Source organism: Thalassotalea fusca, from assembly GCF_053485835.1.
On record NZ_JBQRUN010000013.1, the window covers coordinates 21815 to 36886 of the forward strand.

The window sequence follows — 15072 nt, forward strand, 5'->3', positions numbered from 1 at the left end:
AAATGAAAACGAAAGCAGAAATTCTCGATATGCTAAGTGATGTCTTAGTTGAAGATTTTGAGATTGACCGAGACGATATCACTGAAGAAGCTAACTTATATGAAGATCTCGATCTTGATAGCATTGATGCCGTCGATTTAGTAGTAAGGCTACGAGCCATTACTGGTAAGAAAATTGAGCCTGAAGTGTTCAAACAGGTGAGAACAGTAGGTGACGTCATCGAAGCAATGGAAAGCTTACTTTCTTAGTCTGGTTCGTTCATAACTCCATAGAGCAATTCGTATTCTTGTGAAAAAAGTCGCTACAATTCTTACTGTCCTATTGGCTGTATTGTACCCATTCGTTGTATACGTGGGCTTGCAAGTAATGGCACATCAATTACTGGCGGCTTTGCTTGCTGGGGTCTTCATTGTGAGAAGTTGGTTGTATCGGCATACCCCAACGAAAGCACCTTGGATGAATGCGGTTACGTTCATTGCCATTGGCATATTAAGCGCCACCGTGTTGTTTGATATTGAAATTGGCGTAATGGTGTATCCCATTGCTGTGAACTTGGTAATGTTAACAGTTTTTACTTGGTCGTTAGTTAAAAAGCCATGTGTAATCGAAACATTAGCTCGTATGCAAGAACCTGATTTATCTGAAAAAGGCGTTCGATATACCGAAAAGGTAACAGTCGTCTGGGCAATCTTCTTTGCTGTTAATGCGATGGTTTCTACCGCTACCATGTGGTTAGGCGATTTGTCAGTGTGGACTCTCTATAACGGACTTATAGCCTATATCTTAATGGGAACTTTAATGCTCATTGAATGGTGTGTGCGCCAAAAAGTGAAAGCTGAGCACTAATGTCATGACACTCGATCATTTACGCTCGCAATCAACTCTATTTGTCACTGAACAGGCATCTATCTCAGGTGAGCAGTTTCTCGCTGATTTATCACGCTATTACAGCCAGTTAAGCGGTATTGAAAATAACAAACAAGTTTTGTTGTTTGAGTCTGATACTTACCAATTTGCAGTGAAATTCTATGCATTGTCGTTGTCAGGGTTTGACATATATTTGCCACAAAATGGTCAACCACAAACATTGGCGGCGTTAACGCCTCGGGTTGGTTTTTGTGCAGGATCAATGTTGAGTATCGATGGACTTGATAATCTGGATGAGCGAATAGGTTTGAACCAGCCGACCAATGTTGAATGTTGCTGGCCTGAATCGGGTAAGGTGTATTTTTCTACCTCAGGTTCAACGGGCGAGCCCAAAATTATTGAAAAGTGTTGGCAACATCTTAATCGCGAATGCGACACACTAATTACCACATTTGATTTAGGCACTGAAGATGCGTACTTATCGACTGTGCCTCACTTCCATATTTACGGCTTATTGTTCAAGCTATTAGTGCCACTCAAGTTAGCTGTGCCGATTTGGCCAATGATTGAGTTTCCCGAACAAGGACTCGCACAATTACAGCGTGTTAAACGCTGTGTTTTGGTTTCCAGCCCTGCGTTTCTTAAGCGCCTAGCAATAAACAATCATTTTGCTGCTGAAAAAAACAAACTGGTGCGCGTGTTCTCTTCTGGGGGACCGTTGGCTGACGACGATGCGATAAAACTATATCAACAACTTAATGTTGGTGTGACGCAGGTATATGGTAGTACGGAGTCTGGAGGGATCGCTTTTCGTCAAGTTACCTACGTACCTGCACCTTTATGGCAGCCATTCAAAGATATCGATATTAGTGTCAATAACAGTGGTCAGTTGTTATTGCGTTCTGCCTATATTGCTGAGGCTTCGATGTTGATGGATGACAAAATCGAACTTATCGACGGTCAGCGTTTTAAATTATGTGGTCGCGTTGATCGTACGATAAAGCTCGAAGAAAAACGGATAAACCTGAGTGAAGTAGAGGCCTTACTCATGGAGCATACGTGGGTTGCCGAGGCGAAAGTACTTGTGCTAAATGGTAAACGACAGGAACTCGCCGCGGTAATTGGATTATCAGAAGAAGGCCAGTTGCAAATCGAGTCAATGCGTCGTTTTGTGTTTAATCGTCAACTCAATCACTGGTTGGCTGAGAAGTTTGAGTCTGTAGTGAGACCTAGAAAATGGCGCTACGTTCATGAGTTACCATACAATGCGCAAGGCAAAATTGAGCAGGCGACGTTGGAGAAGTTATTTGAGTAAATTAGAGCATATTCATCCCAAAATAATTGATGAGAAAGTAACAGACGAAGGTGTGGAACTAACACTATGGGTTGATGCTGAGTTGGATTATTTTAAAGGTCACTTTCCTAATGTGCCGATTTTGGCCGGTGTCGCTCAATTGAATTGGGCGGTTGAACTAGGTGCGCAAAAATTAAATTTGCCCTGTGCCAAAGTCAAAGACGTAGAAGTACTAAAATTTCAGGAAGTTATCACACCAAATACGACACTGACGCTGGCCTTGTCGCAAACCAAAAGTAACAAATTTACTTTCCGTTATGCGTCTGAAAAAGGCGTACACGCTTCTGGGCGCGTGGTATTGGATTTGGCATAATGTCGTACTGTTTTGTCATACCTAATTTCAATCATACCAATGGTTTTCCTGATTTAGTTGCTCACTTAGCGCAACAAGGCCGCCCGATCATCATTATTAATGACGCCAGCGATGAGCAAACCAGTCAAACAATCATGCAAGTCGCTGAGCAGCAGCCTTTGGTGCAGGTGTTAACGCATGAAGTTAATCAGGGTAAAGGTGGTGCGGTGCAAACGGGATTATTGTACGCCTATGATCAGGGTTATAGTCATGCAATTCAGGTAGATGCAGATGGGCAACATGACTTGCATGATATTGATTGTTTAATCCAAGTTTCGCAGCAACATCCCAGTGCATTAGTCTCAGGAGCCCCAATTTACGATGATTCAGTTCCGAAGCTGCGTTATTTTGCTCGTTATATCACCCATTTTTGGGTGACGATCGAAACATTTTCCTTTCAACTGAAAGACACCATGTGTGGCTTTCGTGTGTATCCATTGGCGGCTTGTCATGCGCTACTAAACCGGGTGTCGCTTGGTAAGCGCATGGATTTTGATATTGAGGTGATGGTGCGGCTCTATTGGCAAGGTGTTGATTGCCAGTTCTTGCCGACGAAGGTAATTTATCCAGAAGATGGCGTTTCCCATTTTAATGCATTCGATGACAATTTACGCATATCGTGGATGCATACTCGATTATGCTTAGGTGCCTTGATTCGTATGCCTAAATTGCTACTACGTAATATGAAAAGGTGGTTTGCTTAATGGCTAAACATTGGTCAACGGTTGCCGAACGTGGTTCGCTCTTAGGCATGAAAGTTTTGTTTTGGGTATATCGCCTGTTAGGCCGGCGCGTACTTTGGTTGCTGCTCTTTCCGGTGGTTTTCTATTTTTTTCTGACCGGTAAAGCAATGCGACAGGCGTCTCGCCAATTTTTGATTAAGGTACATACCAGTCAAGGGAATCCAGCCGCTGAAGCTAATGTCACTTGGTTTGATTGCCTGAAACACTTTTGTTCGTTTGCTGATGCGGCGTTTGATAAATTGGATGCCTGGTTAGGGCAAATTTCAGTATCAAGCATTGATTACCATCCATCAGGTGTAATGGAAAATATCGCCCAACAGCAACGCGGTGCGGTATTTATTGGTTCTCATTTAGGCAACTTGGAAGTGTGTCGGGCATTAAGTCAAGGGCGCTACAATACACCGATTAATGTGTTGGTGTTTACTGAAAACGCGGTCAAGTTTAATCAAATACTTCAACAAGTTAACCAAAGCGTAAGCGTTAATCTGATTCAATTGACGAATATTGGACCAGAGCTCGCTATCAGTCTAAAAGAGAAAGTCGACCAAGGTGAAATCATCGTGATCGTTGGTGACCGTACGAGTGTTTCCGTTGCTGGTAGAGTGATCTACGCACCTTTTCTAGGAGAACCTGCTCCGTTTTCTCAAGGGCCGTTTATTTTGGCAGCGTTGTTATCTTGTCCGGTTTATTGGCTGTTTTGCCTGAAAGATAAATCGCGCTATCAAGTGATTTTTGAGCATGTATCTGATGGTATTTCATTACCAAGAAAACAACGTGAGCAAGTACTTACGTCGTTAGTAGAGCAATATGCGACTAGGTTAAGTTACCATGCGGCTAAGTATCCGTTACAATGGTTTAATTTTTATGACTTTTGGCAACAAGATGCCAGTTCTGAGCGTAAGCAATCAATGGAGAAAAACGTAAGTGAGTAGTAATGTTGTTACTTTTGGTAAGGCCCGTCTGACAATTGAAGATATTGTAGGGATTGCCGCAGGGAAAAGCACTGTTGAGCTTAGCAATGACGAGCACTTCGCCAAGAAGATCAATTCTGCTGTCAAATTCTTAGACAGTTTACTCGAGGAAGATGGCGTTATTTATGGCGTAACTACTGGCTATGGCGATTCGGTTACGGTTGATATTCCGCTTGATTTGGTCAAAGAACTCCCGCTGCATTTGACACGTTTTCACGGATGCGGCATGGGGGATGTATTTTCTCCAGAACAAGGGCGCGCTATTTTAGCAACGCGACTAGCTTCACTTAGTCAGGGTTATTCTGGTGTTGACTGGCCACTGTTAAATTTACTCGTAGCATTTATTGAGCATGACATTGTGCCTGTGATCCCTCAAGAAGGATCGGTAGGTGCAAGTGGTGATTTGACGCCGCTATCATATGTCGCTGGCGCGCTACTGGGTGAACGAGACGTATATTATCAAGGTGAAATCAAGCCGAGCCATGAAGTGTTAGCTGAACTGAACTTACAGCCTATTTCACTGCGACCAAAAGAAGGTTTGGCGATCATGAATGGCACTGCTGTCATGACTGCGCTAGCCTGTTTGGCGCATAAGCGCGCAGACTATCTGGCTAGATTAGCAAGCCGAATTACTGCCTTTGCTAGCTTGGCATTGAAGGGCAATAGCCACCATTTTGATGACATTTTGTTTTCTGTAAAACCACACTTAGGCCAGCAGCAGGTCGCTACATGGATTCGACAAGATCTTAACCATTATGAACATCCACGTAATGCCGACCGCTTACAAGATCGCTATTCGATTCGTTGTGCACCGCATGTTATAGGTGTTTTGCAAGATAGCTTGCCTTTTTTCCGTACGCTCATTGAAAATGAGCTGAACTCGGCCAATGACAATCCGATTATTGATGGTCAGGGTGAGCATGTGCTTCATGGTGGCCATTTCTACGGTGGTCACATAGCGATGGCAATGGATAGCATGAAAACTGCTGTGGCGAACTTAGCTGACTTGGCTGATCGTCAAATTGCATCATTGGTAGATACGCGTTACAACAATGGCTTACCTTCGAATCTATCGGCAAGTTGTGATCAGCGTAAGTACATAAATCATGGGTTTAAAGCGGTTCAAATTGGCGCATCGGCATACACGGCTGAGGCGCTAAAACAGACGATGCCGGCTAGCGTATTTTCTCGTTCTACTGAGTGTCATAATCAGGACAAAGTGAGCATGGGCACGATTGCTGCACGTGATGCATTGCGTGTATTGCAGCTGACAGAGCAAGTATTGGCCAGTACCCTACTCGCCGCGGTTCAGGGGATCCGATTACGCATTCAGGCTAACGAGTTGGCACATGATTCGTTGTCAACGGATGTGATGGCTATGTATGATGACATCACTGACTTTTTTGATAATCTGGTTGAAGATAGACCCCTTGAGTCGGTACTAAGATTTACCGTAGGTGCTATTCAACAGGAGCGTTGGAAGTTATATGAATAACAAGAATGCCATATTGTCAGCGAATGTTGAGTACGAGATCCCTTTTCATGACTGTGATCCGATGCAGGTCGTATGGCATGGTAATTATGCGCGTTACTTAGAATTTGCCCGGTGCGAATTGTTAAGAATGTTTCAATATGACTATGTAGATATGCATGACTCAGGTTTTATGTGGCCAATAGTAGACATGCGCATTAAGTATGTCGGTTCAGCCATATTTGCTCAACGCATTAGAATTCATGCGTATTTAAAGGAATATGAGCACAATTTGAAAATTGATTACCTTATTGAAGATGCAACATCGGGAAAAGTGCTTACCAAAGCAACGACGTCGCAAGTGGCGGTGTGTGTTCAATCAAAAGAAATGCAGTTTGAAAGCCCAGCAATACTGCGTGAAAAGCTTGCCGAGGTATTATGATGACTTATTTGTCGCGTGTTTTGTTGGTGCTTGGTATTGGCGTGAGTTGGGTATCATTTGGCCAAGCAATATCGGCTGCTGACGCTCGAACTTTGTTAGCTGTTAATCAAATAACAGCGCAGCAAGGCAAATTTAGTCAGAAGAAGTATTTTAAGCGCTTAGCAAAACCTTTTGTATCGTCAGGCGAGTTTAACATTGACCAGCAAGGCTTGCGTTGGCAAACATTAAAGCCTGTCAAAAGTGCGATTGTCATCACCGAGAATACGATGTTGCTTGAAAATGGCGCTGGAGAGCAAACGCACATCAATCAAGGCGAAATGTACGCACGATTACTAAAGCAACTCATGTTAGGGCAGTTTGAAGCGTTGGCGCCCTATTTCGCAATGAATACAACATCACAACAGCACTGTATTTTGCTTGAGCCAACTGACGACAACTTAAGTCAGTTGATGTCTTCAGTGACATTGTGTGGTCAAGGAAGAATAGCGACGCTTGAATTGCTTGATAAACATCAGAATAAGACTGAAATTGCGTTACATTACGACGACATGCAGACGAACTAGACCGTTCGTTTAAACAAGAATAATAAGAATCACTATGACTATCTGGCATTCACTATTAGCACCAAACCAAACGAGGTTACGCACACGTTTGGCATATATACAATTGTTATCGGTCATCATTATTCTACTTGGTTTACTGGTCACCGATCGCATACGATTCGAAGCAGATATTTTGTCATTATTACCGCAGGATAGTTCTGTTAACTGGCAACAGGCGGAAAATGCTTTTTTTCGTGCTAATCAGTCGAAAATTGTTATGTCATTTGTCGGCGAAGATGCTGAAGGAGCTTACGATCAAGTAGCAGATTTTGCCAAGCGACAACAGTGGAAAAGCACTCAGGAAGACATCCCTTCGCTCACCGATATTGTCAGCTTTTACAGCCAGTATCGCGGCATGATCTTGTCTGGTCAGGATCGACAGGTGTTGGAACAAGGGGATTCGTTGTCTTCAGGCATATTTGAAAAACTGAGTGAATCATTAAATCCTTTTGTACAAGCTTCGTTTGATCAAGATCCTAGCCTAACAATAAGTAATTTCATCGAGCAGTCCTTTACGACAGGTAATGGTATTACCATAAAAGAGGGGCGGTTTGTCAAAAGCGCAGCTGGCCAAGATGTCCTCATTCTAATTGTGCAATTGCCGCCAGACGCTATTGGTGTTGAAGCGTCTCAGCGTCACGCGCACGCTATTCTCGAACAGCTTTCAACGACACAATCGACTTTTCCACAGGTGCAAATTCGTTATTCCGGCCCACTGTTTCACAATGCTGAAAATGCGAGTCAGGCATCGTATGAAATGACCTTATTTGGTTCGCTCAGTTTGCTTGCGATGTTGGTGTTGGTTATCTATTGCTTCCGCCATTTTTCGGCACTGTTGGCGGTCGCTGTTACTTTGCTTAATGCCTTTTTAAGCGGGTTATTGGCAATGGTATTGTTGTTTGATCATGTGCATATCATCAGCTTTGTTTTTGGCATCACCTTGATTGGCATCGCCATCGATTATTGTTTCCATTTCTTGACCGATATTATAGAGCGTCGTGCAACACTGACAGGTGAAGAGCAAGAACAGGCCTCCCCTATCTCCTTTGAAGTCCGATCATCAATTTGGCTCGGGTTTATTTCAACTGTGGTGGGATATGCGCTGTTTGCTTTTACACCTATCGGCTTTTTTGCTCAGGTGGCAACGTTTATCATATTTGGTTTGACTGGCGCGGTCATTTCCGTATTCGCTATCGTGCCGGGCCTCACTAAGCAAATTAATGGACACCAAACGCTGGTTGCGCTTGGAAGTAGAATTGCACTATTTCTTCAGGTTAATCGTCGGCGTTTACAGCTTGCCATCATGAGCATCGCTATTATGCTTTGTGCTTCTCTATGGTTTAACCCATTATCTTTTAACGACAACATTGCGTTAATGACCACGAGTAGTGACAAATTGCTCGATAATGAACGTGTTCACCGTGATTTGCTGTTAGGCAACAACAGTTATCAACTTTATCTGACTGCACAAAACGATGAAACACTTTTGGAACTGGAACAGTCGCTCGCCACGGCAATACATCAACTGTCCAGTCAGGCGAGCATAACGGCTACAAGTAATTGGGTGCCATCCGAGCAAAGACAACAAGCCAACTATCAACTACTTACTCAGCAAGTTAACCAGCAATTGTTTGCCGAAATCAACGCCTTACTAACAGAAGATATTAGCTTTGAACCGACTGAAACGTTGTCGTTAGCTGAGGCTAGCCAATCGCCAATCGCCCCATTAATTGCTAATAGTTATTTTAGTGGCAGTGAGGCTGTTTTTTCGATGGTGCAGGTAGCAAATATCGAACGAGCGGCCTTGGTAACAGCAATTGAACCTTATTTGCCTCAGATCAAGTTGGTAGAAAAATCAAAAGAAATATCTGCCATATTAACGACCTCTCGTGAAAACCTAATGCATTGGTTTATGTTGGCGATTGCCCTTTTCCTGATCGTCCTGTTATGGCAATTTGGCTTTGGCTTCATGGTCAAGTGTATGTCGATTATTGGTATTACCGTGTTGTTTTCGCTGTCTTTTAGTTTCTTAGTGCAAGGTTCACTGAATATATTTAATGTACTAGCGTTGCTGTTGATTTTGGCGCTGTCGATCGATTACCTCATTTTTTATCGCAAACGTCAGTTGGCACCGATGAATGTGATCGCAATCACGCTCTCTGCACTGTCTTCTATTTTTGTTTTTGGCCTGTTGGTGTTTAGCCAAACACCAGCAATTTTCGGATTTGGCCTGAGCGTCATGATTGGCCTCGTGAGCATATATTTCACCGCTCCACTAATTACCAGCAAGGATTATGAAAAGCGTCTATGAACCAAGAAAATATTGATATCGCCATCATCGGCGCAGGGCCTTCAGGGGCGGTTGCAGGCGCAATGCTACGTAAATTGGGCTATTCAGTTGTTGTCATTGAAAAGCAGCACTTTCCACGTTTTTCTATTGGTGAGAGCCTGTTGCCGCAATGTATGGCGTTTTTGCAACAGGCGGGGCTAGATGAGTTAGTTCACCAACATGCAAGCGATTTGGCTTTTCAACACAAAAATGGTGCGGCCTTCCACAAAAATGGTGTTGATACGCACTTTGACTTTCGTCAGAAGTTTAGTGACGGACCGGGGACAACATATCAAGTAAAGCGTGCAGACTTTGATAAATTGCTCGCCGATGGTGCGAGCAGTGCTGGTGTTGATATACGTTATGGTCAACAAGTTGATGAGGTGGATGTAAAAAGTGACAGACCGACGCTTACTATTCGCGACGAAAACGGAAATTGTTACCATTTGAATGCAAAGTTCTTGTTGGACGCCAGTGGGTTTGCCCGAGTTTTGCCTCGTTTACTTGACTTGGAAAAGCCGTCTGATTTTCCTGAACGACAATCCTTTTTTACTCATGTAAAAGACAATATTTCAGATGAACATTTTGATCGGGATAAAATATTGATCACGGTACATCCTCAATGTGCGGATATTTGGTTTTGGTTAATCCCATTTTCAGATGGTACGGCGAGTTTAGGTGTTGTGGGTGAGTCAAAGCAATTTGATAATGCGCTATCTAGTGAACAGATTCTTAAAAAAGCCATAGCGGAAACGCCAAATCTTAAGGCTTTGCTTGAAAATGCGCACTGGCATGTACCAGTAAATACATTGAAAGGCTATTCAGCCGATGTGCAACAATTGACGGGAAAAAACTACGCTTTGTTAGGCAATGCCGGTGAGTTTCTCGATCCGGTCTTCTCATCTGGCGTCACCATTGCCATGTGCTCTGCTTCGCTAATCGCGCCTGTTGTTCATCGCCACTTGCAAGGTGAGTCGGTAAACTTTCTTGACGAATTTGAACTGCCACTACGCAAAGGGGTCGATTGCTTCAAAACATTCGTTAAAGCTTGGTATGATGGCGGCTTTCAGGACGTGATCTTTTACCCTAAGCAAGAACCTGCGGTAAGAGAAATGATTAGTTCGATATTAGCGGGTTATGCCTGGGATGAAGCGAACCCTTACGTTGCGCAAAGTGAACGTCGTTTTAAAGTATTGGTCGATTTATGTCAGTAAGCAAGGTTTTTGTTACCCTCTGTGTTAGCGCATATTTACTGCTGGTAAGCGGTTGTGCAACATTGAAAGAGCAATCTGTTTCGACGGTGGATATTGCCACTAATGTAAGGCTTAAACTCACCTTGCCGCCTGAATCACTGGTCGGCCAAAATTTGTCTCAGCTAATGACCATCAGTTACGGCCAAACATCTCACCAAATGTTGGTGCAGGTGGCGTTTGAACAAAACAGATTGATCATGGTGGCGGTGAGTGTGCAAGGTGTTCCCCTGTTCGAATTGGAAATGGATGCGCTAGGTAAAGTAGCATTGCGATCGTATATCAGCCTACCCGACCTTAATCCGATGTATGTTTTAGCGGATATTCAATTAACACACTGGCCTATCGATGCTTTAACGTCACAGTTGCTGGGCGGGTCAGTACGCGCTACGGCAGATGAAAGGCAACAAATGCGAGAGCTAGTCGTCAACGATGAAGTCGTTGTTCGTATTCATAAAGACCAAAAAAGCACTCAATTTGAACATTTAGAAAGGCATTATCAGTTGCAACTAACTGATATGGAAGAATAATAATGAAGGCTTACTTAAATGACTTAGGTATAAATTGTAGCCTAGGTAATGATAAGGCCAGCGTACTGGCGGCAATGACCAATAATCACTTACCACAATCAGAATGGTTATCTATGTCGACAACGCTGGAAGTTTCGGGTCGATCTGTGTGGGTAGGTCAGGTGAATAGTGAGCTACCGAGCCTTGAATCATTCGAACGTCAATTGCATAGCCGCAATAATCAATTGGCTTTATCTGCGTATCAACAAATAGCGACTAGCATTCAGGTGCTGAGTGAAGGTGTAAGTAATTCACGTATCGCTGTTGTTATTGGTACGAGTACCTCTGGCATACGAGAGGGGGAGCTTGCACGTCGTTCATACCTAAATGACGGTGAGATGCCGGAACATTATGATTATGCGACACAAGAAATGGCCGCACCCGCCGATTTTATTGCCAAATTGAGTGGCGCACAAGGCCCTGTGTATAGCATTTCCACTGCTTGCAGTTCATCGGCAAAGGCATTAGCTACCGCTAAAATGATGCTGGAAAGTGACGTTGCCGATTTAGTAATTTGTGGCGGTGTTGATTCGCTTTGTCAATTAACAATCAACGGCTTTAATGCGCTAGAATCCTTGTCGGCTGATAAATGCCAATCTTTTGGTCAAGCGCGTGACGGCATAAACATTGGCGAAGCGGCTGCGCTTTTCGTTATGAGTAAACAGCCAGCTGACGTAGCTCTGCTCGGTGCAGGAGAAAGTTCTGATGCTTATCATATCTCGGCACCACATCCAGAAGGCTTAGGCGCTATGCAATCAATGCAAGCAGCAATGGACAATGCCAATCTGTTGGCCTCAGCAATTGATTACATCAACGCACATGGAACGGGCACCCCTAAAAATGACGCGATGGAAGCAACTGCTATTTATCAAACGTTTGGCGATAATGCGCTGGTCAGTTCGACTAAACGAATGACAGGTCATACATTGGGAGCTGCGGGAGCGCTTGAAGCGGGCCTTTGCTGGTTGATAATGCAGCCACAAAATCAAGGAAATGGGCTGCCGATGAATGTAGATACGCAAGAGCTCGATCAAGATTTGGCTGGAATTAATATAATCACTGAGCCTACGCGAAAAACGGTAAATGTTTGTCTATCGAATTCTTTCGCATTCGGCGGTAACAATTGTAGTTTAATTTTAGGAAAAACAAGTGCATAACTACAGTCTTGAGCAGTTAATTAGTCATCGTGAGCCAATGGTACTCATTTCAGGCTTACAAGCGTATGACAGTGAGCAAGCGCACGGTTGGGTGGATATTTCCGCTGACTCGCCTTTTTACAATCAAGAACTTGGCGGTGTGCCCAGTTATATCGGTATTGAATATATGGCACAAACCATAGCGGCCTTTGCGGGTGCCAATGCGTTAGATAATAACCAAGAGGTGAAGATAGGTTTCTTGTTGGGGAGTCGTAAGTTTCAAACTGAGCAAAGTGTTTTTTGTCAGGGGACACGATTGGATATTTTCGTTGAACAACTTTATCAAGAACCATCTGGACTTAGCGTATTTGATTGTAAAATTACACACAACAATAAGATTATTGCCCAGGCAAAGGTAAATACCTTTCAACCTGATGATGCATCGGCAATTATCGAGGAATAACATGAACAAAAGAGTTTTAGTGACGGGATCAAGCCGTGGTATAGGCCGAGCAATTGCATTGAAATTGGCTGAGCAAGGGTTTGATATCGTGGTACATTGCCGTCAAGGTATCAAGGATGCAGAGCAAACCAAGACCGAAGTTGAAAAATTAGGTCAACAGGCGTCAATTTTACAATTCGATGTCTGTGATCGTGAGTTATGTGAGCAAGTCATCACTCAAGACATTAGTGAAAATGGTGCTTATTACGGCATAGTGTGCAACGCAGGCTTGACTCGTGATACGGCATTTCCCGCGATGACGGGTGAAGATTGGGACGTAGTTATTAATACCGGCCTTGCAGGGTTTTATAACGTTATTCATCCAGCAGTTATGCCAATGATCCAACTTCGTCAAGGTGGGCGCATTGTCGCGATGACCTCTGTATCAGGTGTGGTAGGTAATCGAGGTCAAGTTAACTATAGCGCAGCCAAAGCCGGGGTTATTGGTGCAACCAAGGCGCTTGCACTTGAATTGGCCAAGCGGAAAATTACGGTAAACGCGGTTGCTCCGGGGTTGATAGAGACGGACATGACGGATGATTTACCAACACAAGAAATTCTCAAAATGGTGCCAATGCGTCGCATGGGAAATGTCAAAGAAGTTGCTGCTACTGTTGGTTTCCTATTCTCTGAAGATGCTGGGTATATCACTAGACAAACAATCTCTGTAAATGGTGGATTAGCATAATGAAACGTGTTGTCGTTACTGGCATGTCGAGTATTACTGCAATAGGTTCAGACTGGCAAACATTCAAACACAATCTCCAGCACGGCGTGAATGCCACCCAAGTGATGGATCAGTGGCAAAATATCGACGGGCTTAATACCTGCATTGCAGCCCCTATCACTGACTTTGTCAAACCAGCCCACTATAAGCGCAAGCAAACACGTGCAATGGGACGTGTTTCTTTGATGGCGACAACGGCCACTGAGCAGGCATTAATCGACGCAGATTTACTGGGTCATCCAAGTCTGACCAATGGTGATACTGGTATCTCCTATGGCTCGTCTTCTGGTTCGCCTGCGCCGATCATGGCATTCGGCGAATTATTAAAGAACGGGGATATGACTGGAGTAACGGCAACTAGTTATATCCAAATGATGAGTCACACTGCGCCGGTCAATATTGGTGTGTTTTTTGGCGTTAAAGGGCGTTCAATCACAACGAGTTCTGCGTGTACTTCAGGTTCTCAAGGTATTGGGTATGCTTATGAAGCGATCAAGTACGGGCAACAAAAAATGATGATCGCTGGCGGCGCAGAAGAGCTTTGCGTTACCGGAGCCGCCGTTTTTGATACGTTATTTGCTACCAGTGTACGCAATACTGAGCCTAAACAAACGCCTCGGCCGTTCGATGCTAATAGAGATGGCTTAGTGATAGGTGAAGGCGCAGGTACGCTAATCTTAGAAGAGCTGGAAAGTGCACAAGCACGTGGCGCAACTATCCTAGCGGAAGTTGTTGGATTTGGCACCAATGCTGATGGTAATCATGTGACACAACCAACCGCTGACACAATGGAAAGAGCGATGCAATTGGCTTTGGCTGATGCCAAATTAACTGCAACCGATATTGGTTACGTAAATGCTCACGGCACATCAACCGATAAAGGTGATATTGCAGAATCGGTGGCAACTTATAGTGCACTTGGCGCAATACCAATCAGCTCGTTAAAAAGTTACCTAGGTCATACGTTAGGCGCATGTGGTGCGATTGAAGCATGGGCCAGTATTCATATGATGAACGATAAGTGGTTCGCACCTACGTTAAATCTCGATGCGGTTGACGAACAGTGTGCACCATTAGATTATATTCGTGGTGAAGGGCGTACCATTGATACTGACTATGTCATGTCGAATAATTTTGCCTTTGGTGGCATTAACACGTCATTGATTTTCAAACGCTGGGTAGCGTGATTAGTGCGGTATGATAAGTCCGGTTTCGAGCCGGACTTATTCGAATGTCTACAATATTACGCGCGGCTTAAATTGGTATCGATTTCTTGTGATAACAAGATGATCCATTTGTTGTAGTTTCTATGGATAACGTCACCTTTGCGTGTGCCTTGCTGATAATGCAAGTTGCGGCTCTTACGATATTCAATTGAATAATCTTTTTGTGAGTATTTAATTTCAATTTCAGCGTAGTGATCACGCACATTGATTGCAGCAAAAATGCTGTCATCAGTTTTCTTAATTACACGCCATCTCTTGTATTGTAGTGCCGAAATTATGCTTTTTTCGACCTGTTCTTTACTAACATCATAGATGATTGATTGGCTGTTAAAGTTCTGGACTGGTTGTGTTCTTGCACATGCTGCTATCAAAACAAGCATCATGGCAGCAATGATTAGTTGTTTCATTATTTTTCCTTAAATTGATAACGAAATAAGTTTTAGGGCTGTTGAATCTTGCTGCTCGATTCTTACATAAACGATTATGCGACAAACCGAGCATCGTGATCAAAACACGCTCTAGTTGAACAAA

The 15072-nt window shown here is 43.7% G+C and carries 17 protein-coding genes; 16 read left to right on the plus strand and 1 reads right to left on the minus strand.

Annotated features, from left to right (window positions below; genetic code table 11):
* Positions 1-2: 2 nt before the first annotated feature.
* From ACSLUK_RS14770 to ACSLUK_RS14845, 16 genes are read left to right on the plus strand one after another with little or no spacing between them, the layout of a single operon-like run.
* Positions 3-248 (plus strand): acyl carrier protein, encoded by a 246-nt coding sequence (locus ACSLUK_RS14770; protein ID WP_448549439.1) that lies wholly within the window; start codon positions 3-5, stop codon positions 246-248.
* A 40-nt stretch (positions 249-288) separates the two neighbouring features.
* A complete protein-coding gene (locus ACSLUK_RS14775) occupies positions 289-846 on the plus strand; it encodes a COG4648 family protein (protein WP_448549440.1) in 558 nt (185 codons plus the stop codon).
* Positions 847-850: 4 nt separating this feature from the next.
* Complete coding sequence (locus ACSLUK_RS14780; RefSeq protein ID WP_448549441.1) at positions 851-2182, plus strand: AMP-binding protein; 1332 nt, start codon at positions 851-853, stop codon at positions 2180-2182.
* Positions 2175-2534, plus strand: coding sequence for an ApeI family dehydratase (locus ACSLUK_RS14785; protein ID WP_448549442.1), 360 nt, complete (start codon positions 2175-2177; stop codon positions 2532-2534). Before ACSLUK_RS14780 ends, ACSLUK_RS14785 begins: the two co-directional genes overlap by 8 nt.
* Positions 2534-3277, plus strand: coding sequence for a glycosyltransferase family 2 protein (locus tag ACSLUK_RS14790; RefSeq protein WP_448549443.1), 744 nt, complete (start codon positions 2534-2536; stop codon positions 3275-3277). Before ACSLUK_RS14785 ends, ACSLUK_RS14790 begins: the two co-directional genes overlap by 1 nt.
* A complete protein-coding gene (locus tag ACSLUK_RS14795; RefSeq protein WP_448549444.1) occupies positions 3277-4248 on the plus strand; it encodes a lysophospholipid acyltransferase family protein in 972 nt (323 codons plus the stop codon). Before ACSLUK_RS14790 ends, ACSLUK_RS14795 begins: the two co-directional genes overlap by 1 nt.
* The gene (locus ACSLUK_RS14800) at positions 4241-5782 is read left to right on the plus strand and encodes an HAL/PAL/TAL family ammonia-lyase (protein ID WP_448549445.1); all 1542 of its coding nucleotides are present in this window, start codon (positions 4241-4243) and stop codon (positions 5780-5782) included. The genes ACSLUK_RS14795 and ACSLUK_RS14800 overlap by 8 nt, the downstream gene beginning before the upstream one ends.
* A complete protein-coding gene (locus ACSLUK_RS14805) occupies positions 5775-6200 on the plus strand; it encodes an acyl-CoA thioesterase (protein WP_448549446.1) in 426 nt (141 codons plus the stop codon). The genes ACSLUK_RS14800 and ACSLUK_RS14805 overlap by 8 nt, the downstream gene beginning before the upstream one ends.
* The gene (locus ACSLUK_RS14810) at positions 6197-6763 is read left to right on the plus strand and encodes a LolA family protein (protein ID WP_448549447.1); all 567 of its coding nucleotides are present in this window, start codon (positions 6197-6199) and stop codon (positions 6761-6763) included. Before ACSLUK_RS14805 ends, ACSLUK_RS14810 begins: the two co-directional genes overlap by 4 nt.
* A 34-nt stretch (positions 6764-6797) precedes the next feature.
* Positions 6798-9113: an MMPL family transporter gene (locus ACSLUK_RS14815; RefSeq protein WP_448549448.1), complete on the plus strand. Its 2316-nt coding sequence runs from the start codon at positions 6798-6800 to the stop codon at positions 9111-9113.
* Positions 9110-10345, plus strand: a complete 1236-nt coding sequence (locus ACSLUK_RS14820; protein WP_448549449.1) for an NAD(P)/FAD-dependent oxidoreductase — start codon at positions 9110-9112, stop codon at positions 10343-10345. Before ACSLUK_RS14815 ends, ACSLUK_RS14820 begins: the two co-directional genes overlap by 4 nt.
* Entirely contained in the window at positions 10336-10911 is a 576-nt protein-coding gene (gene apeN, locus ACSLUK_RS14825; RefSeq protein ID WP_448549450.1) for an ApeN family LolB-like membrane protein, read from the plus strand. The genes ACSLUK_RS14820 and apeN overlap by 10 nt, the downstream gene beginning before the upstream one ends.
* Before the next feature lie 2 nt (positions 10912-10913).
* Positions 10914-12107, plus strand: coding sequence for a beta-ketoacyl-ACP synthase (locus ACSLUK_RS14830; RefSeq protein WP_448549451.1), 1194 nt, complete (start codon positions 10914-10916; stop codon positions 12105-12107).
* Positions 12100-12549: a hotdog family protein gene (locus ACSLUK_RS14835; protein ID WP_448549452.1), complete on the plus strand. Its 450-nt coding sequence runs from the start codon at positions 12100-12102 to the stop codon at positions 12547-12549. The genes ACSLUK_RS14830 and ACSLUK_RS14835 overlap by 8 nt, the downstream gene beginning before the upstream one ends.
* A 1-nt stretch (position 12550) precedes the next feature.
* Complete coding sequence (gene fabG, locus ACSLUK_RS14840; protein ID WP_448549453.1) at positions 12551-13276, plus strand: 3-oxoacyl-ACP reductase FabG; 726 nt, start codon at positions 12551-12553, stop codon at positions 13274-13276.
* Positions 13276-14502: a beta-ketoacyl-ACP synthase gene (locus ACSLUK_RS14845; RefSeq protein ID WP_448549454.1), complete on the plus strand. Its 1227-nt coding sequence runs from the start codon at positions 13276-13278 to the stop codon at positions 14500-14502. Before fabG ends, ACSLUK_RS14845 begins: the two co-directional genes overlap by 1 nt.
* 56 nt (positions 14503-14558) lie before the next feature.
* On the opposite strand, the gene apeA is transcribed toward ACSLUK_RS14845, so the two are convergent.
* On the minus strand, positions 14559-14948 hold the full coding sequence (gene apeA / locus ACSLUK_RS14850; protein WP_448549455.1) for an ApeA family protein: 390 nt from the start codon (positions 14946-14948) through the stop codon (positions 14559-14561).
* Between the last annotated feature and the right edge of the window lie 124 nt (positions 14949-15072).

Coding starts and splice junctions, on each gene's coding strand:
- ACSLUK_RS14770 (WP_448549439.1), top strand. CDS start 3: ATGAAAACGAAAGCAGAAATTCTCGATATGCTAAGTGATGTCTTAGTT.
- ACSLUK_RS14780 (WP_448549441.1), top strand. CDS start 851: ATGACACTCGATCATTTACGCTCGCAATCAACTCTATTTGTCACTGAA.
- ACSLUK_RS14790 (WP_448549443.1), top strand. CDS start 2,534: ATGTCGTACTGTTTTGTCATACCTAATTTCAATCATACCAATGGTTTT.
- ACSLUK_RS14795 (WP_448549444.1), top strand. CDS start 3,277: ATGGCTAAACATTGGTCAACGGTTGCCGAACGTGGTTCGCTCTTAGGC.
- ACSLUK_RS14805 (WP_448549446.1), top strand. CDS start 5,775: ATGAATAACAAGAATGCCATATTGTCAGCGAATGTTGAGTACGAGATC.
- ACSLUK_RS14810 (WP_448549447.1), top strand. CDS start 6,197: ATGATGACTTATTTGTCGCGTGTTTTGTTGGTGCTTGGTATTGGCGTG.
- ACSLUK_RS14815 (WP_448549448.1), top strand. CDS start 6,798: ATGACTATCTGGCATTCACTATTAGCACCAAACCAAACGAGGTTACGC.
- ACSLUK_RS14820 (WP_448549449.1), top strand. CDS start 9,110: ATGAACCAAGAAAATATTGATATCGCCATCATCGGCGCAGGGCCTTCA.
- apeN (WP_448549450.1), top strand. CDS start 10,336: ATGTCAGTAAGCAAGGTTTTTGTTACCCTCTGTGTTAGCGCATATTTA.
- ACSLUK_RS14830 (WP_448549451.1), top strand. CDS start 10,914: ATGAAGGCTTACTTAAATGACTTAGGTATAAATTGTAGCCTAGGTAAT.
- fabG (WP_448549453.1), top strand. CDS start 12,551: ATGAACAAAAGAGTTTTAGTGACGGGATCAAGCCGTGGTATAGGCCGA.
- ACSLUK_RS14845 (WP_448549454.1), top strand. CDS start 13,276: ATGAAACGTGTTGTCGTTACTGGCATGTCGAGTATTACTGCAATAGGT.
- apeA (WP_448549455.1), bottom strand. CDS start 14,948: ATGAAACAACTAATCATTGCTGCCATGATGCTTGTTTTGATAGCAGCA.